The organism is Kitasatospora sp. NPDC057738 (assembly GCF_042798815.1).
In the GTDB taxonomy this organism is placed as follows: Bacteria; Actinomycetota; Actinomycetes; order Streptomycetales; family Streptomycetaceae; genus Kitasatospora; species Kitasatospora lactacystinica.
The window spans coordinates 18,041-40,250 of sequence record NZ_JBHVJT010000024.1 but is presented as its reverse complement, the minus strand read 5'-3'; the positions used below and the strand labels follow the sequence as shown (position 1 = coordinate 40,250).

The 22,210-nt window shown below is 73.8% G+C and carries 17 protein-coding genes, 1 tRNA gene and 1 riboswitch; of the genes, 4 read left to right on the top strand and 14 right to left on the bottom strand.

Annotation, left to right across the window (positions count from 1 at the left end):
* Nucleotides 1-8: 8 nt before the first annotated feature.
* The 3 genes from ACFVGO_RS15705 to ACFVGO_RS15695 all read right to left on the bottom strand — a co-directional run bounded on the left by ACFVGO_RS15705 (nt 9) and on the right by ACFVGO_RS15695 (nt 3,689).
* Nucleotides 9-815, bottom strand: a complete 807-nt coding sequence (locus ACFVGO_RS15705; RefSeq protein ID WP_359904204.1) for a S16 family serine protease — start codon at nt 813-815, stop codon at nt 9-11.
* Between the two features lie 38 nt (nt 816-853).
* Nucleotides 854-1,504, bottom strand: a complete 651-nt coding sequence (locus tag ACFVGO_RS15700) for an IclR family transcriptional regulator (protein WP_049654777.1) — start codon at nt 1,502-1,504, stop codon at nt 854-856.
* A gap of 352 nt (nt 1,505-1,856) precedes the next feature.
* Nucleotides 1,857-3,689, bottom strand: a complete 1,833-nt coding sequence (locus ACFVGO_RS15695) for a DEAD/DEAH box helicase (protein WP_380632259.1) — start codon at nt 3,687-3,689, stop codon at nt 1,857-1,859.
* 312 nt (nt 3,690-4,001) lie between these two features.
* Here ACFVGO_RS15695 and ACFVGO_RS15690 point away from each other — a divergent pair, with 312 nt between their 5' ends.
* Complete coding sequence (locus ACFVGO_RS15690) at nt 4,002-4,427, top strand: SsgA family sporulation/cell division regulator (RefSeq protein WP_359904206.1); 426 nt, start codon at nt 4,002-4,004, stop codon at nt 4,425-4,427.
* Between the two features lie 114 nt (nt 4,428-4,541).
* Here ACFVGO_RS15690 and ACFVGO_RS15685 read toward each other — a convergent pair whose 3' ends face one another.
* The 3 genes from ACFVGO_RS15685 to ACFVGO_RS15675 are packed head-to-tail and all read right to left on the bottom strand — an operon-like array spanning nt 4,542 to nt 9,075.
* Entirely contained in the window at nt 4,542-7,115 is a 2,574-nt protein-coding gene (locus tag ACFVGO_RS15685; RefSeq protein WP_380632209.1) for a rhomboid family intramembrane serine protease, read from the bottom strand.
* A complete protein-coding gene (locus ACFVGO_RS15680) occupies nt 7,112-8,437 on the bottom strand; it encodes an alpha/beta hydrolase-fold protein (RefSeq protein WP_359904212.1) in 1,326 nt (441 codons plus the stop codon). Before ACFVGO_RS15680 ends, ACFVGO_RS15685 begins: the two co-directional genes overlap by 4 nt.
* The gene (locus tag ACFVGO_RS15675) at nt 8,434-9,075 is read right to left on the bottom strand and encodes a class F sortase (protein WP_380351913.1); all 642 of its coding nucleotides are present in this window, start codon (nt 9,073-9,075) and stop codon (nt 8,434-8,436) included. Before ACFVGO_RS15675 ends, ACFVGO_RS15680 begins: the two co-directional genes overlap by 4 nt.
* A 404-nt stretch (nt 9,076-9,479) precedes the next feature.
* On the opposite strand from ACFVGO_RS15675, the gene ACFVGO_RS15670 reads away from it, so the two are divergent.
* The gene (locus ACFVGO_RS15670) at nt 9,480-10,802 is read left to right on the top strand and encodes a hypothetical protein (protein ID WP_380351911.1); all 1,323 of its coding nucleotides are present in this window, start codon (nt 9,480-9,482) and stop codon (nt 10,800-10,802) included.
* A gap of 3 nt (nt 10,803-10,805) precedes the next feature.
* Here the strand turns inward: ACFVGO_RS15670 and ACFVGO_RS15665 are convergent, their stop codons facing one another.
* Nucleotides 10,806-12,245: an MFS transporter gene (locus tag ACFVGO_RS15665; protein WP_380351909.1), complete on the bottom strand. Its 1,440-nt coding sequence runs from the start codon at nt 12,243-12,245 to the stop codon at nt 10,806-10,808.
* A 124-nt stretch (nt 12,246-12,369) separates the two neighbouring features.
* Nucleotides 12,370-12,684 (bottom strand): SMR family transporter, encoded by a 315-nt coding sequence (locus tag ACFVGO_RS15660; protein WP_359904224.1) that lies wholly within the window; start codon nt 12,682-12,684, stop codon nt 12,370-12,372.
* Nucleotides 12,685-12,728: 44 nt separating this feature from the next.
* Nucleotides 12,729-12,794: riboswitch (guanidine-III (ykkC-III) riboswitch) on the bottom strand.
* A gap of 85 nt (nt 12,795-12,879) precedes the next feature.
* Here ACFVGO_RS15660 and ACFVGO_RS15655 point away from each other — a divergent pair.
* A tRNA-Cys gene (locus ACFVGO_RS15655) sits at nt 12,880-12,951 on the top strand.
* A gap of 106 nt (nt 12,952-13,057) precedes the next feature.
* Here the strand turns inward: ACFVGO_RS15655 and ACFVGO_RS15650 are convergent.
* From ACFVGO_RS15650 to ACFVGO_RS15625, 6 genes are all read right to left on the bottom strand, one after another.
* Nucleotides 13,058-15,385 carry a xanthine dehydrogenase family protein molybdopterin-binding subunit gene (locus ACFVGO_RS15650; RefSeq protein WP_359904227.1) on the bottom strand — a complete coding sequence of 776 codons (2,328 nt, stop codon included), beginning with the start codon at nt 15,383-15,385 and terminating at the stop codon, nt 13,058-13,060.
* A complete protein-coding gene (locus tag ACFVGO_RS15645) occupies nt 15,382-16,707 on the bottom strand; it encodes a 2Fe-2S iron-sulfur cluster-binding protein (protein ID WP_380632205.1) in 1,326 nt (441 codons plus the stop codon). Before ACFVGO_RS15645 ends, ACFVGO_RS15650 begins: the two co-directional genes overlap by 4 nt.
* Nucleotides 16,704-17,570, bottom strand: a complete 867-nt coding sequence (locus ACFVGO_RS15640; protein WP_355265826.1) for an FAD binding domain-containing protein — start codon at nt 17,568-17,570, stop codon at nt 16,704-16,706. The genes ACFVGO_RS15645 and ACFVGO_RS15640 overlap by 4 nt, the downstream gene beginning before the upstream one ends.
* A 357-nt stretch (nt 17,571-17,927) precedes the next feature.
* Entirely contained in the window at nt 17,928-19,538 is a 1,611-nt protein-coding gene (locus ACFVGO_RS15635; RefSeq protein WP_359904230.1) for a beta-N-acetylhexosaminidase, read from the bottom strand.
* Nucleotides 19,539-19,629: 91 nt separating this feature from the next.
* Nucleotides 19,630-19,908: a DUF3039 domain-containing protein gene (locus tag ACFVGO_RS15630; RefSeq protein ID WP_359904233.1), complete on the bottom strand. Its 279-nt coding sequence runs from the start codon at nt 19,906-19,908 to the stop codon at nt 19,630-19,632.
* Nucleotides 19,909-19,971: 63 nt separating this feature from the next.
* On the bottom strand, nt 19,972-20,556 hold the full coding sequence (locus ACFVGO_RS15625; protein WP_359904235.1) for a YqgE/AlgH family protein: 585 nt from the start codon (nt 20,554-20,556) through the stop codon (nt 19,972-19,974).
* A 300-nt stretch (nt 20,557-20,856) separates the two neighbouring features.
* On the opposite strand from ACFVGO_RS15625, the gene murA reads away from it, so the two are divergent.
* The gene (gene murA / locus ACFVGO_RS15620) at nt 20,857-22,197 is read left to right on the top strand and encodes a UDP-N-acetylglucosamine 1-carboxyvinyltransferase (protein WP_359904238.1); all 1,341 of its coding nucleotides are present in this window, start codon (nt 20,857-20,859) and stop codon (nt 22,195-22,197) included.
* Nucleotides 22,198-22,210: the final 13 nt, after the last annotated feature.

Below are 22,210 nucleotides of genomic sequence, written 5' to 3'. Positions count from 1 at the left end.
GCGCCCGGTCAGCAGGAGGGGACGGTGCCGCCGCTCCTCAGCGCCTGGAGGGCGGAGACCGACTCGGCGAGGGTGCCGACCGGCACCAGGCGCAGCGAGGCCGGGGTGTTCACCTTGGCGTCCGCGCACTCGTCCTTGGGCAGCAGGAACACCGTCGCGCCGTCCCGGGCGGCCGCCTGCGTCTTCAGGGGGACGCCGCCGACCGGGCCGACGGTGCCGTCCTTGTCGATGGTGCCGGTGCCGGCGACGGTGAGCCCGCCGGTGAGGTCGCCGCCCTTGCCGTCGCCGGCCAGCTTGTCGACGATGCCCAGCGCCAGCATCTGGCCGGCGCTCGGCCCGCCGACCTCGCCGAGGTCGACCTTGACCTTCACCTGGTCCGGCGACAGGTGGAGGTAGCCCAGCGCGGCCGCGGTGGCGGCGTCCTGCGACTCGGCCATCTGCTGGGCGGTCGCCTCGTCGGCCTTCACCGGGTTGCTCTCCGGGTAGACCGTCTCGGTCGGGCGCACCGCCTCCTTGGGGTCGAACCACGCCTGCAGCGAGCGCCAGAAGGTGTTCTTCTGCCCAGCGTTGGTCGCCGTGATGGTGACCATCCGCAGCTCGCCCTCGGTGGTGCGCAGCGGCGCCCCGGTGATGGTGAGCACCGGCTTGCCCTGGTAGGAGCCCAGCGTGTCCGCGGTCAGGCCCGGCCAGGTGAGGGTGTACGGCAGCGGAACGAAGGCGGCCACGCCGAACAGCGCGGCGACCAGCACCCCGCACAGCGCGAGCGCGCGGGTCCGCGGGGTGGTGAGGGCCTTGGGGAGCTTGGTGTCGGACACAAGGGGAATCCAAACACACCCGACACCGTGTGCGGGCGCTACCTCAGGGCGTCGGCCACCTCGGTCGCCGCCTCCACCACCCGGGGGCCGACCCGCTCGGGCACCATGCCGTTCAGCATCACCACGCCGACGCTGCCCTCGATGCCGCTCAGCCCGACCAGTGCGGCGGCCGCCCCGCTCGCCCCGGACTGCTCCTCCGCACGGGTGATGACGAAGCCCTGCTCGGGCCGGCGCTGGCTGGGGAAGGTGCGCGCCTCCAGGATCGCCCGGCCGGCCGCGCTCTCGGTGAGCGGGTGGCGCAGGCCCGTCCGGTAGGCGACGTGGAAGTCGGTCCAGCTGGGCTCGACCACGGCGACGGCCAGCGCCTCGTTGCCGTCCACCAGGGTCAGGTGGGCGGTGGCGCCGAGGTCCTCGGCGAGGCTGCGCAGGGCCGGCAGCGCGGCCTCGCGCAGCAGCGGGTGCACCCGGTGCGCGAGGCGCAGCACGCCGAGGCCCACCCGGGCGCGCCCGCCGATGTCCCGGCGGACCAGGCCGTGCTGTTCCAGGGTGGCCAGCAGCCGGTAGACCACCGTCCGGTTGACGGCCAGCCGGGCGGCCAGCTCGGTCACGGTGAGCCCTCGCTCGGAGTCGGCGAGGAGCTTGAGGACCCGGACGCCGCGGTCCAGGGTCTGGGAGGTCTCGGCAGTCACGACGGGCAATCCTTTCCGCGGCGCTCGCAGGGCGGGCGGCGCCGTTCCAAGGTCGGTGTCGCGCGCAGGTGGGGGTGGCCGCGCTCGGGCCGCACGGCGTCGTCCTTGACGCGCACGGCCCCGCGACGCCGTCCCGCGGGGGTTGCCCGGCGGAAGAGCGTGGGGGAAAGGTAGTGAAGGAAATGACGCGACGGAAGTGGTTGTCCAAAATTCGGGCGTGATCAACTTCAACACCGGCTCGAATTCCGGACAAACCCCCGCGATTCGCCGGGTGCATCGGGGCACGGGAGCGCCCCTGGTCCGATGACCGGACGCGCCCCCGGTCCGACGGCCGGGCGCGCTCGCGGCTCCGCTACTTGGCCCACTCCCGGATCTTCGCGATCCGCGCGTTGAGCTGGTTGACGGTGGCCTGCGCGGTGAGCGGCCCGCCGCACTGGCGGCGCAGCTCGTTGTGGATGGTGCCGTGCGGCTGGCTGGTGCGGTGGTGCCAGGCGGCGACCAGCGTGTTCAGCTCCTTGCGCAGCTCCCGCAGTTCCTGGTGGGTGACCACCGGCCGCTGCTCGGCCGGCAGCTCCAGCAGGTCGGCCTCCTCGACGGGCTTGGTCTTGCTGCGCTGGATCTGCCGGTGCTGGCGCTTCTGGAGCAGCATCTGCACCTGGTCCGGCTCCAGCAGGCCCGGGATGCCGAGGTAGTCCTCCTCCTCCTCGCTCCCCGGATGGGCCTGCATGCCGAACTCCATGGCGTTGTACAGCACCCGGTCGAAGACCGCGTCGGAGCCCAGCGCCTCGTAGGAGAACTCCTCGCCGCCGGCGCCGTCCGGGCCGTCGTTGGCCCGTTCGGCCTCGGCGAGCAGCCGGTCCTCCTCGTCGAAGAGGCCCTCGCCCTCCTTCTTCGGCCGGTCCAGCACGTGGTCGCGCTGGAGCTCCATCTCGTTGGCGAAGCCCAGCAGCAGCGGGATGGTCGGCAGGAACACGGAGGCGGTCTCGCCGCGCTTGCGGGCGCGCACGAAGCGGCCGACGGCCTGGGCGAAGAACAGCGGGGTGGAGATCGAGGTCGCGTACACCCCGACGCTGAGCCGGGGCACGTCGACGCCTTCGGACACCATGCGGACGGCGACCATCCAGCGCGAGGTCCCCTCCGCGAAGTCGGAGATCCGCTTGGACGCCTCGGCCTCGTCCGAGAGCACCAGGGTGACCTTCTCGCCACTGATCTCGCGCAGCATCTTGGCGTAGGCCCGGGCCACGTTCTGGTCGGTGGCGATGACCAGCCCGCCGGCGTCCGGGATCGCCTTGCGGACCTCGGTGAGGCGCCGGTCGGCGGCCTGGAGCACGGCCGGGATCCACTCGCCCTGCGGGGACAGCGCGGTGCGCCAGGCCTGGGCGATCAGGTCCTTGGTCATCGGCTCGCCGAGCCGGGCCTCCAGCTCGTCGCCGGACTTGGTGCGCCAGCGCATGTTGCCGCTGTAGCTGAGGAAGATCACCGGGCGGACGACGTGGTCGGCCAGCGCGTGCCCGTAGCCGTAGGTGTAGTCGGCGACGGACTTGCGGATGCCGTCGCCGCCCGCCTCGTACGCCACGAACGGGATCGGGTTGGTGTCGGAGCGGAACGGCGTACCGGTCAGCGCCAGTCGGCGGGTGGCCGGCTCGAAGGCCTCGAAGCAGGCCTCGCCCCAGGACTTGGAGTCACCGGCGTGGTGGATCTCGTCCATGATGACGAGGGTCTTGCGGGCCTCGGTCCGGTTGCGGTGCAGCATCGGGTTGACCCCGACGCCCGCGTAGGTGACCACGATGCCGTGGTACTCCCGGGACAGCGGCCCGGAGGAGTACGCCGGGTCCAGCTTGATGCCTATCCGCGCGGCGGCCTCGGCCCACTGCTTCTTCAGGTGCTCGGTCGGCGCGACGACGGTCACCTGCTGCACCAGGTGGTTGTGCAGCAGGTACGAGGCCAGGGTGAGCGCGAAGGTGGTCTTGCCTGCGCCCGGGGTGGCGACCGCGAGGAAGTCGCGCGGCTGCGTCTCGATGTACTTGTCCAGCGCGCCCTGCTGCCAGGCCCGCAGCTTGCCCGCGGTGCCCCACGGGGCGCGGCCGGGGAAGGCCGGGGAGAGGTGGTGCGAACCGGCGGGCGTGCCATGGCCGGCGGATCGGGCGGGCGCCTGCGACTCCGGTGCGTCGGAGAACAGCGGCATCGAGGAGGCGGCGGCAGTACTCACGGTCTCCGAGGGGGGATCATCGCAGGTCAGAGGCGGTTTAGCGGCCTCGCCCCGCGGTCGGGCGGCGATCGGACAACCCGCCCAGCGTACCGGGTCCGGCGCCGTTCGGGCCTCCGGGCGAGGCGCCACGCCCGGCCCGCGCGGCCGGAAATCGATGTGACCCGGATCACATCCGATATCTCGTGAAACCCGGTAATCGCCACCCGTCCCGGGACTCTCACCAGGGTGAGGCCGCACCGACCCCACCTGCCGCACCGCGGCCTCGCACCGAACCGAAGGGACCCACCCGTGCGCACCGTCGAAGAGCCCGTCCAGGCCCGTCTGATCCTCTCCCCCCACCGCTCGGTCCGGCTGCGGGTGGTGCTCTCCTACCTGCCGGAGGACCCGCTGGCCGTCCGGATGGCCTTCCCCGCCGAGTTCTCGCTGGACGAGCCCGCCGAACGCCGGGACTCCGAGGACATCGTCTGGATCTTCGCGCGCCAGCTGCTCTCGGCCGGCATCGAGCTGCCGGCCGGCGTCGGCGACGTCCACGTCCGGCCCGCGGTCGGCCGGCGCACCATGGTCGAGCTGCGGGCCCCCGAGGGCACCGCGCTGCTCCAGTTCGACACGACCGACCTGCGCCGCTTCCTGTGGCGCAGCCGGCTGCTCGTCCCCGAAGGCGAGGAGCACCTGCACCTGGACGCCGACCGCGCGCTCGCCCAGCTGCTCGGCTGACGGGCGGCGGCGTCCGGAAGCGCCCCCGCGCTTCCGGCCACCCGCGTCCGTCGGCGGCAACCCGGGTCCGGGGCCCGGGAAGCCCGTGCGGTCGCCCGCCCGCCCCGGGGCGGATCAGCTAGAGAGCTTGCGCATCAGCCGGACGCCCTGGGCCGCCGTCAGGTGCGGCAGGTACGCCTTGCCGATCGCCCGGGTGATGCCGGGCAGCGCGGCCGGGTCGGGGTACGCCATGTACATCGGCCGGTACTCCGGCTGGAACTTCGCCTTGAAGGCCAGCAGCGAGCGGAAGCCGTACACCGGCTCCAGCACCTTGCCCATCCAGTCCAGCATCCGCTGCAGCCCGGTGGGCTCCTCGTCCTGCCCGGTGCGGGCCAGCGGCGCGCCCGACAGCGACAGGAAGCGCGCGCCCTCCTCCTTGAAGCCGAGCGCGGCCGAGGCGATCAGGAACTCGCTGACGCCGCGGAAGCCGTCCGAGCGCCGGCGCATGAAGTCCAGCGTCCAGCCGACCGGCACGCCGTCCTCGTACACCGGCATCCAGCTGGTCAGCCCGTGCACCACCCGCTGCTCGTCCACCGCGATCAGCACCCGCACGTCCGGGTCGTCCAGCTCCGCCAGCCCGCCGAGCGTGAAGCCCATCTCCGGCAGGCCCTTCTCGGAGACCCACTCCTCGGAGATCGCCCGGATCTGCTCCCGCAGGGCGAGCGGCGCCTCGTGGTACGCCCACCACTCCGCGGAGATGCCCTGCTTGCCGGCCTTGTTGAGGGCGGTGCGGATGTCCTGCCACTTGCGGCCGGTGAAGGCCAGCTCGGGCAGCGGCACCACGGTGTCCTCGGCGACCTGCAGCGAGCGCCAGCCGAGCCGCGCGGCGGCGTCCCTGGTCTCGCCGCAGACGCTGTAGAAGCACGGCGTCCAGCCGCGCGCGTCGCAGTACCGGGCGAAGCCGGCCACCGCCCCGGCGCGGTCCTCCGGCGCGCCGAACGGGTCGCCGGTGGTCAGCGCGACGGTGCCCACCACCCGGTAGGCGACGGCCGCCCGGCCCTGCTCGTCGAACCAGTAGTGGTTGCCGTCCCAGGTGGCGATGAACGAGAGCGTCCCGCCGCCGTGCTCGGTCAGCAGCGCCCGCGCCCGTCCGGCCGCCGCCGCGTCGGTGTGCAGCACCGGACGGCGGAAGACGGAGAGCAGCACGGCCAGCGCGACCGCCCAGAACGCCAGCCCGCAGTACGTCTCCAGGAAGCGCGCCACCGGCCCGACCGCGATCGGGTAGTCCGGCAGCAGGTCGTTGTACGCGGGCGGCAGGAACTGGGCCGGCAGCCCGGCCACCAGCCGGCGGGCGGTCGCCCCCGGCTCGAACTCCCCGGCCGCCAGCCGCCCGACCCCCACGTAGGTGGCCGCGGAGGCGAGCGCCGCGCCGCCGAGCACCAGGGCCAGCCGGCGCACCGAGCTGCCGGACAGCCGCAGCGGGAAGCGCTTGCGGGTGGCCACCAGCAGGGCGGTGGTCAGCAGCGGCAGCAGCAGCGCCTCGACGAAGTACTGCACCACGTCCCGGCTCACCGGCCCGGCGTCCAGGTACAGCCAGCACAGCAGCGCGGCCCAGAGCAGCTCGGTGGCCACGGTGACCAGCCAGGCCAGCCGCAGCCCCCGGCGCAGCCCCTCGGCGAGCACCAGCAGCAGCGCCGGGAAGAGCGCGGCCATCATCCGGCCCGGGGTGTCGAAGATCCGGACGACGGCGTGCGCGCGGGCGCAGTCGTGCGCCGACAGCGCGCAGAAGTCGGCGACCTCGTCCGGGCTGAGCCGGTGCGAGAAGTACAGCTCGGAGAAGGTGTTGAACGGTCCGCTGGCGTTGTCGTACAGCGAGGCGAGCAGCGGCCCGAAGGCGGCGGCGACCAGGCAGAGCGCGACCAGCACCCGGGTCTCGGAGTGCGAGGAGCGGTGCGTGCGCAGGTGCGGGCGGCCCCGGCTGACCAGCGCGCCCAGGCCGAGCCCGGCCAGCGCGGCGGCGCACCGCTGGACGCTCTGCAGGTGGCCCACGTACAGCGTCATCACCAGCGGGACGAGCAGCACCAGCAGGTGCAGCCGGCGGCGCCAGAGCACGGTGAGCCGGTACCCGAGCACCCCCGCCAGCGCGAACACGCCGACGCCGGGGCCGACCGAGATCTGGTCGGCCACCGAGGCGGTCCACTGCTCCCCCGCCGAGGAGCCGAAGGCGACCAGCGCGGTGCCCAGCAGGGTGCCGACGACCTGCCCGCCGACCAGCACCGCGAGGGTGCGCGGCCGCCCGAGCCGGTGCTCGGCGGCCGGGCCGACCAGGAGCAGCAGCAGGCTGGTGAACACGTACGAGCCGCTGCCGGAGCACCAGAACATCGAGGTGACCGGCGTCCACCAGTGGCCCTCGGCCAGCGTGGGCAGGCCGATCCCGGCCCGGTCCAGCAGCCGTTCGGACGGGCCGTGGCCCAGGCTCCCGGTGGCCGCGCCGAGCAGCCAGAGCCCGGCCAGCAGGGTCAGCGTCAGCGGCGCCGAGCGCAGCCGGGAGCCGAGCGCCCTGGCCGCCCGCCGGACCCGCTGCGGGCGCGGCTCCGCGGTGCGGGTGACCGGGGCCCGGTCGGTGCTTCGCTCGGCCGTGCGCTCCGCCTCCGGCCCCGGCTTGCGCTGCTCGCCGACGGTGGCCAGCGCGGTTCCCGCCCCGGTCACCGCGTCAGCCCGGTCTGCTGGGCGAGCCACGGGAGCTGCTGGACGATGCCGGGGCGGAAGACGACCCAGCCGTGGCCGCCCGGCATCAGGTCGAACTTGGACTTCATTCCGGCCGCCTGCGCGGCCCGGTAGACCTTCTCCATCTGCGGTCTGAACTCCTCGTCGGTCTCGCCGACGACCAACGCGACGTTGGTGTCCGGGAATTTCCTGCGGGCCATCACCTGGAGCGGATCGACCGCGTCGAACTTCTTCTCGTCACCGCCGAAGGCGGCCTTGACGGTCTGTTCCCGGCTGCCCAGGGTCGGTTCCTCCTGCCCGGACATGTCGAGGACGGTGCCGTACACGTCGGACGCGTTGACGCCGAGCTGGAGCGCGCAGGTGCCGCCCATCGAGGCGCCCCCGATCGCCCACGCGGTGCGGCCGGTCGCGGCCTGGAGGTTCTGGTGGACCCAGTCCGGCACGTCCACGGCCAGGTACGTCTGGGTCTTGGCGATCTTGGAGTCGAGGCAGAGCGTGTTGGCCCAGGTGGAGCCGAGCTGATCGGGCATCACCACGATCGGCGCGAGGCCGCCGTGGTCCGCGGCGAAGGCGTCCAGCGCCTCGTTGATCTGCGCGGAGAGCACCCAGTCCCCCGGGACGCCGGGCTGGCCGGTGATCATCACGACCACCGGCAGCAGCGGCCGCGGGGTGGCCTGGTAGGCGGGCGGCAGGTAGACGTACGCGTCGCGGGCCTTGAAGCCCGACCTGGTGCCGGGGATCGGCACCACCGAGACGGTGCCCTTCTCGGGCAGGTCCGCCGGGGGCTTCCAGACCTCCTCCAGCGACTTGCCGGGCGGGGCGCTCATGATCTGGCCCGCCTTGGTGGCGACCAGCCCGTCGGTCCTGGTCAGCCAGGGCGCCAGCATCACGCGCCCGCTCGGGAACTGGCCGAAGCCGATGTTGACCTCGGAGGAGGACATCAGCAGCACCAGGCCGCTCAGGCCCAGTGCGAGCCCCCGGCGCCGCCAGGTGAGCCGGCGCAGCCGGTAGCCGACCAGGCAGAGCCCGAGCAGGGCGACGGCTATCCACCAGGTGACGTACCGGGGAGTGCCCTCGGGGAAGGGGTGCCACCAGCCGTCGACCACCACGTCCAGCAGCCAGCTGAGCGCGGCCGCGGTGAACAGTGCGGCGGGTAGGCGGACCCGCCACCAGCTGCGGCCGCGGCCGATGGCTAGCGCGAACAGCGCCGCCCAGCCTGCCGCCAGCACGGCGTGCGGGATCAGGCCCTCGGTGAGCGGCCAGTCGATCGGGTTCCAGCGGGAGGCAAGGGTCAGCGTGGTCATGCGGCTTTGCCCGGCGGGGTGGTGTCGGCCAGGAAACCGTAGGCGACGACGTTGCCGTCGTAGCCGTGTTCCTCACTGTACGAACCGCCGCAGGTGATGACCCGCAGCTGTGCGTCAGCGGCCTGACGATAGACCCGGTCGTCCGGGAAGTCCTTTCGGTCGTGCACTTCGATGGCGTAGAGCTGGTAGACGGCGGTGGCGCCGTCCGCCCGGGCGATCTCGATCCGATCCCCGCGACGGAGCGCGCCCAGATGATAGAAGACCGCGGGGCCGGCCTTGTTGTCGACGTGTCCTGCCAGGATCGCGGTGCCGCGCTGGCCGGGGCTGGCCCCGCCGCGGTACCAGCCCGCCAGGTTGCGGTCCGCCTCGGGCGGGGTCTGGAGACGGCCGGCGCCGTCCAGCCCGAGCGCGGTGACCGGGGCGTCCAGCCGCACCGCCGGGATGCGGATCCGGGTCGGCGCGGACGGGCCGAGCGGCGGCACGATCGAGACCGGCGCGATCCCGGCCTGGGCCTGGCCGGCCCCCGGCGCGGGCGGCAGCGACGAACCTCCGTCGTGCAGCAGCCAGGCTCCGAGGACCAGCGCGGCCCCGGCCGCCAGGGTGCCCGGCCACGGGCCCCTGCTCTGCTGGACGCCCATGGGCGCTCCCCTCTGCCGACGGAACCCCGCTTCCTGGGAGTTTCCTGGGAACAATTCAACCGGAACGGACTGTAAGGCACGTCCATACGACGGTCGTACCGGCACCCGCCGATCGGCAGGGCGGACGGCCTCTTTTCTGCGCCGCGTGGGCGCCCGGTCGCGGAGCGCGACGACCGCCCCCCGCGCACGATCGCCGCGGGTGCACGCCCGACACGAGCTACCGACGGTTCAACGGACCCGATCGGTTGCGTCGTTCGAGCGATCACTCACGAGCTCGCGCTGCGCCTCTTCGACCGGCCCCGCCCTCGTGCCATGCTGACCCGGTTACGGGTTGTATCACCCACTTGTCCGACCGGACTCCGCACTCCCGCACGCCGCCCGCCCGCCCCACGAACGGAGTGACCATGGAAGCCCTCTCACGCCGCACCCTGCTGACGGCCGGCGCCGCCACCGCCGCCACCCTGGCGGCCGGGTGCGGCAGCAACCACGCCACCGGCGAGGAGCGGGCGACCGGCAGCACCGCGCCGGCCACCGGAGCGGCCGACGAGCAGGGCGCCACTCCGGCCCCGGCCCCGCTCCCCCGGCCGCAGCCGGTCCTGATCGGTGACGGCTCCACCTCGGACACCGGCGCCCAGCCGCACCAGCCCGTCCCCGACCGGCTGCAGCCCGGCCAGCGCCCGCCGCAGTTCGTGGTCTTCTCCTGGGACGGCGCCGGCGAGCTCGACAACGGCCTGTTCGCCCGCTTCCGCCGACTGGCCCGGGACCACGACGCGAAGATGACCTTCTTCCTCAGCGGCCTCTACCTGCTGCCCGAGTCCAAGAAGGACCTCTACCGCCCGCCGCAGCACAAGGCCGGCGCCTCCGACATCGGCTACCTGAGCGACCAGCACATCCGCGACACCCTGGAGAACGTGCACGCGGCCTGGCTGGAGGGCCACGAGATCGGGACCCACTTCAACGGCCACTTCTGCGGCTCCACGGGCGTCGGCGCGTGGTCCCCGGAGGAGTGGGACAGCGAGATCCAGCAGGCGATGGACTTCGTGACGAACTGGCGCACCAACACCGGCTTCACCGACCTGCCCGCGCTGCCCTTCGACTACCGCAAGGAGCTGATCGGCAGCCGCACCCCCTGCCTGGAGGGCCAGCGCAACCTGCTGCCCACCGCGGTCAGGCGCGGCTGGCGCTACGACAGCAGCGGCAACGGCACCCAGGTGTGGCCGCAGAAGATCCAGGGCGGCGCGCTGTGGGACCTCCCGCTGCAGTCCATCCCGTTCCCCGGGCACACCTTCCAGGTGCTCTCGATGGACTACAACATCATGTACAACCAGTGCGGCCCCAACACCAAGGCCGACCCGGCGCTCCACCCCGGCTTCCAGACCCAGGCCCGCGACGCCTACCTGATGGGGTTCGACCGCACCTACAACGGCAACCGGGCGCCGTACGTCATCGGCAACCACTTCGAGGAGTGGAACGGCGGCATCTACATGAACGCCGTCGAGGACGTCCTCAGGACCATCGCGGACAAGCCGGAGGTCCGGCTGGTCTCCTTCCGGCAGCTGGTCGACTGGCTGGACGCCCAGGACCCGGCGGTGCTGCGCAAGCTCCAGACCCTCGCCCCGGGGCAGTCCCCGGCCGGCGGCTGGGAGGCCTTCCTCGGCGCCCCGGCGGGGGCCGCGCCCCCCGCCACGGCCCCCGCCACGGCCCCCGCCGGCGCCACCGCCGGCTGACCGTCAGGCCTTCGTCCGCACCCGGCCGGAGAGCACCGCGCCGAGCAGCGCCACCCCGGCCATCGACAGCAGGATCACCGCGAAGGCGCCGGGCGAGCCGGCCTCCCCGCCGCCCCCGTGGGCGGCGGCGAGCGAGCCGCCGCCCAGCGCCGCGAACATCACCCCGGCCAGACCGGTCAGCAGCACATTGCCCAGCGCGTCGCTCATCTGGAGCGCGGCCGAGTTGGCCCCGGCGTCCTCCGGCGTGGAGAGCTTCATCATCAGCACGCTGACGCTCGCGATGGCCATCCCCATCCCGACGCCGCCGACGCCCCAGGCCACCGACGCGGCCCAGGCCGGCACCGCCGGGAACAGCACCAGCGCGGCGCCCGAGATCGCCACCGCGGTCAGCACGAAGCCGCCCCGGATCATCGCCGTGCGGTAGCGCTCCGCCCCGGGCCGGCCCTGGAGCCAGGAGCCGAGCGCCCAGGTGAGACCGCCGCTGGTCAGGGTCAGGCCGGCCAGCGTCGGCGAGAGCTCACGCTGGGTGGTCATCATCAGCGGGATGAAGGCCTCGGCGGCGAAGAACGCCCCCGCGGCCACCCCGCGCAGCAGGATCACGGCCGGCAGTCCCCGGCCGGCCCGCAGGGTCCGCGCCGGCAGCAGGCCGAGGACCGCCGGCACCAGCAGCGCCGCCCCGGCGATCCCGGGGACCAGTCCGATCAGGTCGCGCCGCTGGCCCGCGTACTGCAGCAGGCCGGCGCCGACCGCCGCCATCGCGGCCAGCAGGGTGCGACGGCGGTCGAAGGCCGCGCCCCTGGCCACCGGGTGCTCCCGCTCGGTGCGGGCCAGTGCCGGGCCCATCACGGCCAGCGGCAGCAGGATCAGCACCGGCACGGCCAGGAACACCCAGCGCCACCCCAGGTGCTGGGTGACGGCCCCGGAGACCAGCGGACCGATGATCGAGGGCAGCACCCAGGCCGAGGAGAAGGCCGCGAACACCGCGGGCCGCAGCCGCTCCGGGTAGGCCCGGCCGACCACCACGTACAGGGCGACGATCACCAGCCCGCCGCCGAGGCCCTGGATGGCCCGCCCGGCCACGAACACCCACATCCCGGGTGCCGTCCCGGCCACCACCAGCCCCACGCCGAACACGGCGATGCCGCTGAACAGCGGCCGCAGCGGGCCGCTCCGGTCGCACCACTGGCCGGAGACGACCAGGGCGAACAGGGTGGTGGTGAAGTAGCCGGAGAAGGCGAACGCGTACAGCCCGAGCCCGTTCAGCTCGCGGGCCGCGGTCGGCATCGCGGTGTTGACGGCCGTTGCCTCGAAGGCGATCACCAGGACCACCGAGACGATCCCCAGCGTCAGGGCACGGTAGCGGCCGCCGAGGACCCCACCACCGGGGTCGTCGTCGAGGGGTATCGGTACGGGGTCGACCGAGGTGGGGGAGGCAGTGGTCATACGTAACATCGTAAGAGCCGTCTGCCCCGATGACCCCTGACCCCGGTCGGTGATCTCCTCGGCCGCAAGGCCTAGGACGGGCCCCGGGACCCAGGACGGGCCCCGGCCGGGACCGCGGCGGAGGTCAGTGCAGCACCTTGAGGCCCACCACGCCGGAGACGATCAGCAGCAGGCAGGCGATCCGGGCCATGGTCACCGCATCCCCCAGGACGGCCATGCCGTAGACCGCGGTGCCGACCGCTCCGATGCCCACCCAGACGGCGTAGCCGGTGCCGATCGGAATGGTGCGCATCGCGTACGCCAGGCCGCCCATGCTGAACAGCAGTGCGATGCCGAAGACGAGGCTGGGAACGAGGCGGGTGAAGCCCTTGGACGATTCCAGGGCGACCGCCCAAACGGTCTCCAGGACACCCGAGACGATCAGAACGAGCCAGGCCATGACGGTGGTACCTCCGCAGTCCACAGCGGCCGGATTGCCGCTGAACTGCGCCGTCTTGTCGTCACCGGGTACGACGCGCTCGTCCGGGGTGGCGGAAATACCGCCACCTGTCCCCGACGGTAGCACACCTTGCCATACAGAATTTACATAAGGGCATTGACCCCTCTCCCCCGGATCGGCCACTATGAATTCACTGGCCGTGTGCCCGAGTGGCTTAGGGAACCGTCTGCAAAGCGGTGCACGCGGGTTCGATTCCCGCCATGGCCTCACCGGAAAAGGGAATTGCCGGTCGACTCGGAAAGTCGGCCGGCAATTTCCTTTCCCTGCTTTCCGCCTTTTCCGGGAGCTCCCGGTCCGTCCCGGGAGCTCCCGGTCAGGCGGTGACGGCGTCCTCCGCCCGGATCGGCAGCCGGCCGACCGGCAGGCCGGTGGCGGCGCGCACGGCCGCGGCGACGGCCGCCGGGGCGACCACCGCGGGCACCGCTCCGACCGCCTTCGCGCCGAACGGGGCCACCACGTCGCGCTCCTCCAGCAGCGCGGCGATCCGCACCTCCGGGGTGTCCAGCGCGGTGGGCAGCCGGTAGCCGGTGAGCGAGGGGTTCAGCAGCACCCCGCCCTCCGTCCGCAGGTCCTCCAGCAGCGCCAGGCCCACGCCCTGGGCCACTCCCGCCTCGATCCGGTCCTCGATCTGGCGCGGGTTCAGCGCCCGGCCGACGTCCTGGGCGACCGTCATCTCGACCACCCGCACGGCGCCCAGCTCGATGTCCACGTCCACCACCGCACGCATCGCGCAGAACGAGATGGAGACGAAGGCGTCGCCTTGCCCGGCCTCGTCCAGCGGCTCGGTGGGGTGCGGGCGGCACTGCGCGGTGGCCCAGAGCTCCTTGCCCTCCAGCGCCTCGGCGACCGGCATGCCGAGCACCCCGTCGTACGAGGTGATCTTGCCGTCGGCGATCTGGAGCAGCTCCGCGGACATCCCGAAGTTCGCCGCGATCGGCTGCAGCAGCTGGTGGCGGACCATCAGCGCGGCCCGCTCGACGGCGCCGCCGGAGACCCAGGTGTGCCGGCCGCGGGCGGACGGCCCGGCGATCGACTGGTCGCTGTCGGCCGGGGCGATGTAGACCTCGCTGACGCCCAGCACGGTCTGCACGATCTGCCGGGCCAGCGTGGCGAAGCCCTGCCCGGCGTCGACCGCCGCGCAGATCACCGTGGCGTGGTCCCCGCTGACCCGCACGGTCGCCGTGGAGACCTCGTCCTCGCCCTCGGCGCCCAGCATGTGCACCATGCCGACGGCGTAGCCGATCCCGCGCCGCACCGCCGCCGGGTCGCCCGCGCCGCCGGGCCCGCCGGGCAGCAGCCACTCGGCGTCCGGGTCGTCCACCGGCAGGGCCGGCAGCGGCTCGGCGGCGACCGCGTCCAGCAGGGCGCGCACCGGCGCCGGGCAGGTGACGGCCTGACCGGTGGGCAGCGGGTCGCCGGTGGACATCGCGTTGCGGCGGCGGATCTCCACCGGGTCCACGCCGATCCGGGCGGCCAGCTGGTCCAGCTGCGACTCGTACGCGAAGCAGGCCTGCAGGGCGCCCTCGCCGCGCATCCGGCCGGCCGGCGGGTTGTTGGTGCGCACCGCCCAGGCGTCCACGAAGACGTTCGGGCAGACGTACGGACCGGCCGAGAAGGCCGTCGCGGCGGCCAGCGCCTCGGCGGAGACGTCCGCGTAGGCGCCGCCGTCCAGCAGGATCTGCGCCTCGACCTTCACCAGCGTGCCCTCGGCGTCGGCGTGGTGGCGGTAGCGCAGGAGCGCGGGGTGGCGCGAGGCGTGGGTGTGGAAGGACTCCTCGCGGGTGAGCGTCATCTTCACCGGCCGCCCGGTGCGCAGCGCCAGCAGGGCCAGGGTGACCTGGAACGAGAGGTCCTCGCGGTCGGTGGTGGCGCCGGGCACGCCGGTGACCACCAGCCGGACCCGGTCCGGCTCCAGGCCCAGGCAGGCGGCGGTGCGGTCGCGGTCGCCGTGCGGGTCGGTGGAGGACAGGTGCAGCTCGACGCCGCCGTCCGGGCGCGGTACGGCCAGCCCGGCCTCGGCGCCGAGCGGGGCCGGGTCCTGCCGGCCGACCTGGTAGAGGCCCTCGACGACGATCTCGCCGACCGCGTCCGGGTCCCCGGTGCGCAGCGGCAGGTGGCGGAACAGGTTGCCGTCCGGGTGCAGCGGCGGCGCGGTGAAGGCCTGCTCCGGGTCGGTGACGGCCTCCAGCGGCTCGTAGTCGACCGCGATCAGGCCGACCGCCAGCCGGGCGGTGTCCGGGTGGTCGGCGGCCACCGCGGCGATCGGCTCGCCGTGGTGGCGCACCACGCCGGCGGCCAGCACCGGCCGGTCGGCGACGATCGGCCCGGCCGGGGCGCCGTCGGGGGTGCCGTCCGGTCCGGGCGGCAGGTCGGCGGCGGTGACCACGGCGTGCACGCCGGGCAGCGCCAGCGCGGCCGAGGTGTCGATGCCCCGGATCCGGGCGTGCGGGTGCGGAGAGCGCAGCACCGCGCCCCACAGCAGCCCCTCGGCCCACAGGTCGGCCGCGTACGGGTAGATGCCGAGCGCCTTGGGCAGCGCGTCGCTGCGCAGCGGGGAGCTGCCCAGGCCGATCGGCTCCGGTGCGCCGCCCTCGCCGCCGTCCTGCTGGAGTGCTGCGCCGATGTCGGTAGGCGACGTCATGATGCGTGGTCGTCCTCGGGGAGCCGGATGCCGTGGGCGGGGGTGGCACCGTACGGGACACCGGCCGGGGCGCCGCCCTCGGCCGGGGCACCGTGCGGGTGCGGGGCGGCGTACGGGGTGCCGTGCGGCGGCGTGCCGTCGTAGACGGAGCCGGGCAGCGGGGTCCCGTGCGCGGGGGTGGGCTCGTAGACCGGGGCGTCGTACCCGGTGTCGTAGCCGTTCTGCTGCTGGTGGCCGTCCGGGTAGGGCACGTAGGTGCCGTGCGCGGGGGTGGCCTGGTACGGCTGCTCGGGGTAGCCCTGCGGCGGGTAGTACACCTGGTCGTCGGCGGCCTGGGCGGGGATCCGGGCGGGGATGTCGTCCCGGATCGGGGCCAGCACGGTGGTGTCGTACACGCCGGTGTCGTAGCCGCCCTGGGGGTCGCCGTACGGCAGCCCGGCCGGGGCCTGCTCGACGGCGGGCTGTGCCATGGCGGGCTGTTCCACGGCGGGCTGCGCCGGGTGGTGCTGCTCGGCGGCGTGCTGCTCCGGGTGGTAATGCTCCGCCGGGTGGGCGACCGGGTGGGCCTCGACGGGCTGCTGCGGGACGTGCTCGATCCAGGCGTCGGCGTCGGCGTAGACCGGCGGCTCGACGGCCTGCCCGGGTTCGACCGGCGCGTCCACCGGCACGTCGGCGGGCGGTTCGGCGACCGGCTCGGCCCGCCCCCCGGGGGCGGGCCCGGCGGCCTGCGCGGCGGCCTCGGCGAGCGCGGCGGCCTCCTCCGCCTCCTCGGCCTCCGCCGCGCGGGCGTCCGCGACGGTCTGGACGGCGGCCAGCACGCCCCGGTAGCCGGTGCAGCGGCAGAGGTTGCCGCACAGCGCCTGACGGGCCTCCACCTCGGTGGGCCGGTGGTTGCGCTGGAGCAGGTCGTGCACCGCCATCGCCATGCCGGGGGTGCAGTAGCCGCACTGGACGGCGCCGGAGGCGGCCAGCGCCTGCTGGACGGCGCTCGCGCCGCCGGCGGCGGACAGGCCCTCGACGGTGCTGATCTCGCTGTCCGCGGCCAGGGCGGCGGGCACCAGGCAGCCGGCCACCAGCTGGCCGTCCACCTGCACCGAGCAGGCCCCGCACTCGCCCTGCTCGCAGCCGTCCTTGGCGCCGGCCAGGCCGAGCCGCTCGCGCAGCACGTAGAGCAGGCTCTCGCCGATCCACGCGTCGGTGACGGGCCGTTCGAAACCGTTGACCCGCAGCGTGTACGAGGCGCACGGGCGCAGCTCGCGGCTGACCTGCGGGGAGAGGCCGAGCGGGTCGGCGTCCAGGGTCTCGATGGGGTCTGTGGTCACTTCAGCGCCCTTCCCAGTGCCCGTCGGGCCAGCACCGATACGGTACGCCGCAACCGAACCGCGGCCGCGGTCGGCCCCTCGGTCACGGCCTCCCAGGCGCCCTCGGCGCCGTAGTTGTCGGGGACGCAGGCGGCGGCCACGTACTCGCCGAAGGCGGCGGTCGCGGCCGGGTCGATCTCCCGGCTGCCGTCCCAGTCGATGCAGCCGGCCACCCAGGCCTCGGCCTCCAGCGGGCGCAGCGGCACCGGCGCGACGGCCCCGACGGCGCAGCGCACCGAGCGCCGGGCCGGGTCGAGGACCAGGGCGACGGAGGCGGTGGCGCGGGCCGGTCCGCTGCGGCCGGTGGCCTTGAGGAAGACCTGCGGGGCGTGCAGCAGCGGGACGCGCACCCAGGTGAGCAGTTCGCCGGGGCGCACCGGGTCGAGTCCGGTGAGCAGGTGACTGACCGGCACCTCGCGGGTGCCCCCGGCCCGGGCCAGGGTGACGCTGGCCTCCAGCGCGGTGAGCACCGGGAGGGTGTCGCCGGCCGGGGCGGCGGTGACGATGTTCCCGCCGAGGGTGCCGACGTTGCGGACCTGCGGCGGGCCGGCGGTGCGGGCGGCGTCGGCGAGCGCGGGGATGAGCGCCGCGAAGTCGGGGCGGTCCATCCGGGCGTGGGTTAGTCCGGCGCCGAGCACGGCCGTGCCGCCGTCCTCGTAGCGCCAGCCGCGCAGTTCGGTGATCCGGCCGAGGCCGACCAGGGCGGCGGGGCGCAGTCGGCCGGCGTTGACGGCCTCCATCAGGTCGGTGGCTCCGGCCACCGGTACCGCGGCCGGGGCGGCGGCCAGCGCGTCGACGGCCTCGTCGAGGGAGGCCGGCAGCATGATCGTCCGGTTCACCTGGGTCCCACCGTGCTCCACTTGCTCATCGATCGCCTGCCGCCCGCCGGCCTTCGGCCGTACTGTCCTGCGTCAGCAGCCCGGCCTGGCCCGTAGGGTACGGGCGATCGGGCCGGGTTGGGCAACTCTGGCACACAATGCTCGATGATCATTTCGGGACCGGTGAACGGGACTGCCCGATTGGGACTGATACCGGGCGGTATCTGCCCCGACCCGCTCCGGGCCAGGGCAGATGTTCATCAGTTCTTGACGTCGGACGACCGCTCAGAAGTTCCCCGCGGGTAGGACCGGGGCGTTTCCCGCGGGTCTTCGCCGGGTCCGGCAGGCCCCGCGGGACACCCCCTACCGCACCGGCGGCGGGCCCTCGATCGGCCGGCCGAGCACCCCGGGGCGGCGCTGCCACGGGTGCGGACCGTCGGCCGGGCGGTACTCGACGCCGAGCGCGTCCAGCGCCCTCAGGTGCGTCGCCAGCCGCTGCTCGAAACCGGCGAAGTCCCGCTCGGCCGGCTCGGCGGGCAGCTCCGACCAGGCGACCTCGGCGAAGGCGACCAGCCGGGGGAAGGCCCGGTAGTCGATGTCCCGGGCGCTGTCCATGAACTCGCTCCACAGGTTGGCCTGGGTGCCGATCACGTGCCGGGCGGCGGCCTCGTCCAGCTGCTCGGGGACCGGCTCGAACCGGTAGACGTCCTCCAGCGTGCGCACGAATCCGACCGGGATCGGCTCGTCCGGTCCGTCCGCCTGCCGGTGGTCGAAGTAGACGTGCTGCTCGGGGCACATCACCACGTCGTGCCCGGCCTTCGCGGCGGCGACCCCGCCCCCGAAGCCGCGCCAGGAGGAGACGGCGGCGCCCGGCGCGAGCCCGCCCTCCAGGATCTCGTCCCAGCCGATCAGCCGGCGGCCGCGGTCGGCCAGCCAGCCGTCGAAGTGCCGGATGAGGTGGCTCTGCAGTTCGTCCTCGTTGGCCAGGCCCAGCTCGCGTATCCGGGCCTGCGCGGCGGCGCTGTCCTTCCACTGCTCCTTGGGGCACTCGTCGCCGCCGAGGTGGATGAACTCGGACGGGAAGAGCTCCAGGACCTCCTCCAGCACGCCCTCGAAGAAGCGCAGGGTCTCCTCGGAGGCGTTGAGCACGTTGTGGCTCACCCCCCAGTCGGTCCAGACCCCGAGCGCGGCGGTGTCCACCACGTCGGTGTTGCCCAGCTCGGGGTAGGCGGACACGGCGGCCTGGGTGTGGCCGGGCAGGTCGATCTCCGGGACGACGGTGACCCCGCGGGCGGCCGCGTAGGCGACGATCTCGCGCAGGTCGTCCTGGGTGTAGTAGCCGCCGTGCGGGCGGTCGTCGCGGCGCTGCCCGGCCCGGTAGCCGACCATCGAGCGCTCCCGCCAGGCGCCGCGCCCGGTCAGCCTCGGGTAGCGCTTGATCTCCACCCGCCAGCCCTGGTCGTCGGTCAGGTGCAGGTGCAGCACGTTGAGCTTGTGCGCGGCCAGCAGGTCGACGAAGCGCAGCACGTCCGACTTCGGCAGGAAGTGCCGGGCGACGTCGAGCAGCGCGCCGCGCCAGCCGAACCGGGGGGCGTCCGCGATGTCGGCGCCGGGCAGGACCCAGCCCTCGCGGCGCAGCGGCGAGCGGCGGTAGGCGTCCGGCCCGAGCAGCTGCCGCAGGGTCTGCGCGCCCCACAGCGCTCCGGCCGGGCCGCCCGCGGCGAGCAGGGCGTGGCCGGGGCGCACCGTGATCCGGTACGCCTCGGCGGCGAGCGTCCGGTCCTCGACCAGCTCGATGCCCGAACCCGGCCGGCCCGGGCCGAGCGGCAGCCCGGTGGCGGCGGACAGTGTGGTCCGCAGCCAGCGCTCGGCGTCGGCCAGCGCGGGGGGTGCGGTCAGCGTGGTGGCGGAGTCGAGCGGGTAGTCCTCGTCCGGGCGGCGAACGGCACTCGACGGTGCGGGAATGAGGTCCATTCCGACATCCTGCCCACGCCCCGACGATTGGCATAGACCACCGGGGAAACCCTGGTGCTATGCAAAACGGCGTTGTGCGCGGCGCCGCGGACTACTTGTTGTCGCCGTCGCCGCCCTGCGGCTTGCCGATGCCGTCGTAGATCTCCTTGCACATGGGGCAGACCGGGTACTTCTTCGGGTCGCGCCCGGGCACCCACACCTTGCCGCAGAGCGCCACCACGGGAGACCCGGAGAGGGCACTCTCCATGATCTTGTCCTTCTGGACGTAGTGCGCGAAGCGCTCGTGGTCGCCGTCCCCGTGGGACACCTGTGGGACGGGCTCGACCAGGGTGCCGGTGCCGAGGCCGCGCTCGGGCTCAAGAGTGCTCATGGGTGCCAAGTCTATGGGGGCCTCCGGAAACCCGGCCAGTGTCGCGGCGCGGGGCCGGTCGGCTCAGTTCATCGTGGGGTCGTCCGGGTAGGTCGCCAGCAGGGCGAGCGGGCCGCGCTGGCGGCGCAGGACCGCACGCCACAGCCGCTCCGGCTCGGGACTGGAGACGTCCCCCGGCTCGCAGTCCACCAGGTACCAGGCGCCGCTCTCCAGCTCCGCCTCCAGCTGCCCCGGCGACCAGCCGGCGTACCCGGCGAAGATCCGCAGGCTGCCCAGCTCCCCGGCCAGCACCTCGGGCGGCGCCTCCAGGTCCACCAGGCCGATCGCGCCGTGCACCCGGCGCCAGCCGAGCGGCTCGCCGGTGCCCGGCTCCCCCGGTGCCACCGCGAGGCCGAGCGCCGAGTCCAGCGCCACCGGGCCGCCCTGGAACACCACGGCCGGCTGTCCGACGAGTCTGTTCCAGCCGTCCAGCACGCTTCCCACCTCGACCGGCGTCGGCCGGTTGAGGACCACGCCGAGCGCCCCCTCGACGTCGTGGTCGAGGAGCAGCACCACCGCCCGCGCGAAGTTCGGGTCGGTGAGCAGGGGCGTCGCGACGAGCAGACAGCCGGTGTGGGACCGGCCTCCGTGCGAATGGGCCGCCGTCATGCCCACATGATCCCGCAGAACGGCACCGCTCGGACACCGCAACACCCGGAAACCCCCACGCCGGACGAACACCCGTACGGCCGCACCGGGGGGCGGGCGCGGGCCCGGAGAGAGCACCATCACGGGAGAGGCTCACGGGAACCAACGGAGCGCCTACTACCATCTACGTCTGGTGGACGCCTATACGGTGCCGACTCGGTTTCGCCGGGGGCCCGAACGCGCCCGTACGAACGGTCCACCACCGGCTCTCTCCCGGAGCCGCCCTTTCCGACTCCTCTGGCACCCCGGATTGCGAGAACGATGACCGACGACGTCCTGCTGGTCCATGGCGGAAATCCGCTCGAAGGCGAGATCCGCGTCCGCGGTGCGAAGAACCTGGTGCCCAAGGCCATGGTCGCCGCCCTCCTCGGGCAGGGCCCCAGCAGACTGCGCAACGTCCCGGACATCCGCGACGTCAAGGTGGTCCGCGGCCTGCTGCAGCTGCACGGCGTGACCGTGCGCACCGGTGACGAGGACGGCGAGCTGATCCTCGACCCCTCGCACGTCGAGAGCGCCAACGTCGCCGACATCGACGCGCACGCCGGCTCCTCGCGGATCCCGATCCTGTTCTGCGGCCCGCTGCTGCACCGCCTCGGCCACGCCTTCATCCCCGGCCTCGGCGGCTGCGACATCGGCGGCCGCCCCGTCGACTTCCACTTCGAGGTGCTGCGCCAGTTCGGCGCCACCATCGAGAAGCACCCGCAGGGCACCTACCTGGTCGCCGCGCAGCGGCTGCGCGGCACCAAGATCGAGCTGCCCTACCCCTCGGTCGGCGCGACCGAGCAGGTGCTGCTCACCGCCGTCCTCGCCGAGGGCGTCACCGAGCTGCGCAACGCGGCCATCGAGCCGGAGATCGTCGACCTGATCTGCGTGCTGCAGAAGATGGGCGCGATCATCACGCTGGGCACCGACCGGACGATCCTGATCACCGGCGTGGACGAGCTGAACGGCTACAACCACCGCGCGCTGCCGGACCGCCTGGAGGCGGCCTCCTGGGCCTGCGCGGCGCTGGCCACCAAGGGCGACATCTACGTCCGCGGCGCCCGCCAGCTGGAGATGATGACCTTCCTGAACACCTTCCGGAAGGTCGGCGGCGCCTTCGAGGTGGACGACGAGGGCATCCGCTTCTGGCACCCGGGCGGCGAGCTCAAGGCGATCGCCCTGGAGACCGACGTGCACCCGGGCTTCCAGACCGACTGGCAGCAGCCGCTGGTGGTCGCGCTGACCCAGGCCACCGGCCTGTCCATCGTCCACGAGACGGTGTACGAGTCGCGGCTCGGCTTCACCGGCGCGCTGAACCAGATGGGCGCGCACATCCAGCTCTACCGCGAGTGCCTGGGCGGCACGCCGTGCCGCTTCGGCGCCCGCAACTTCCTGCACTCCGCGGTCGTCTCCGGCCCGTCCAAGCTGATCGGCTCCGAGCTGGTCATCCCGGACCTGCGCGGCGGCTTCTCGTACCTGATCGCGGCGCTGGCGGCCGAGGGCACCTCGACCGTGCACGGCATCGACCTGATCAACCGCGGCTACGAGAACTTCATGGACAAGCTGCGCGACCTGGGCGCCCACGTCGAGCTGCCCAGCGAGCAGCTGGTCGACGCCTGACGGTCCGGTCCCA

Coding starts and splice junctions, on each gene's coding strand:
- ACFVGO_RS15640 (WP_355265826.1), bottom strand. CDS start 17,570: ATGCTGCCGGCCTCCCTCGACGAGGCCGTCGACGCGCTGGCCGCCGCC.
- ACFVGO_RS15660 (WP_359904224.1), bottom strand. CDS start 12,684: ATGGCCTGGCTCGTTCTGATCGTCTCGGGTGTCCTGGAGACCGTTTGG.
- ACFVGO_RS15665 (WP_380351909.1), bottom strand. CDS start 12,245: ATGACCACTGCCTCCCCCACCTCGGTCGACCCCGTACCGATACCCCTC.
- ACFVGO_RS15635 (WP_359904230.1), bottom strand. CDS start 19,538: ATGGACCTCATTCCCGCACCGTCGAGTGCCGTTCGCCGCCCGGACGAG.
- ACFVGO_RS15695 (WP_380632259.1), bottom strand. CDS start 3,689: ATGCCGCTGTTCTCCGACGCACCGGAGTCGCAGGCGCCCGCCCGATCC.
- ACFVGO_RS15650 (WP_359904227.1), bottom strand. CDS start 15,385: ATGACGTCGCCTACCGACATCGGCGCAGCACTCCAGCAGGACGGCGGC.
- ACFVGO_RS15630 (WP_359904233.1), bottom strand. CDS start 19,908: ATGAGCACTCTTGAGCCCGAGCGCGGCCTCGGCACCGGCACCCTGGTC.
- ACFVGO_RS15675 (WP_380351913.1), bottom strand. CDS start 9,075: ATGGGCGTCCAGCAGAGCAGGGGCCCGTGGCCGGGCACCCTGGCGGCC.
- ACFVGO_RS15680 (WP_359904212.1), bottom strand. CDS start 8,437: ATGACCACGCTGACCCTTGCCTCCCGCTGGAACCCGATCGACTGGCCG.
- murA (WP_359904238.1), top strand. CDS start 20,857: ATGACCGACGACGTCCTGCTGGTCCATGGCGGAAATCCGCTCGAAGGC.
- ACFVGO_RS15625 (WP_359904235.1), bottom strand. CDS start 20,556: ATGACGGCGGCCCATTCGCACGGAGGCCGGTCCCACACCGGCTGTCTG.
- ACFVGO_RS15670 (WP_380351911.1), top strand. CDS start 9,480: ATGGAAGCCCTCTCACGCCGCACCCTGCTGACGGCCGGCGCCGCCACC.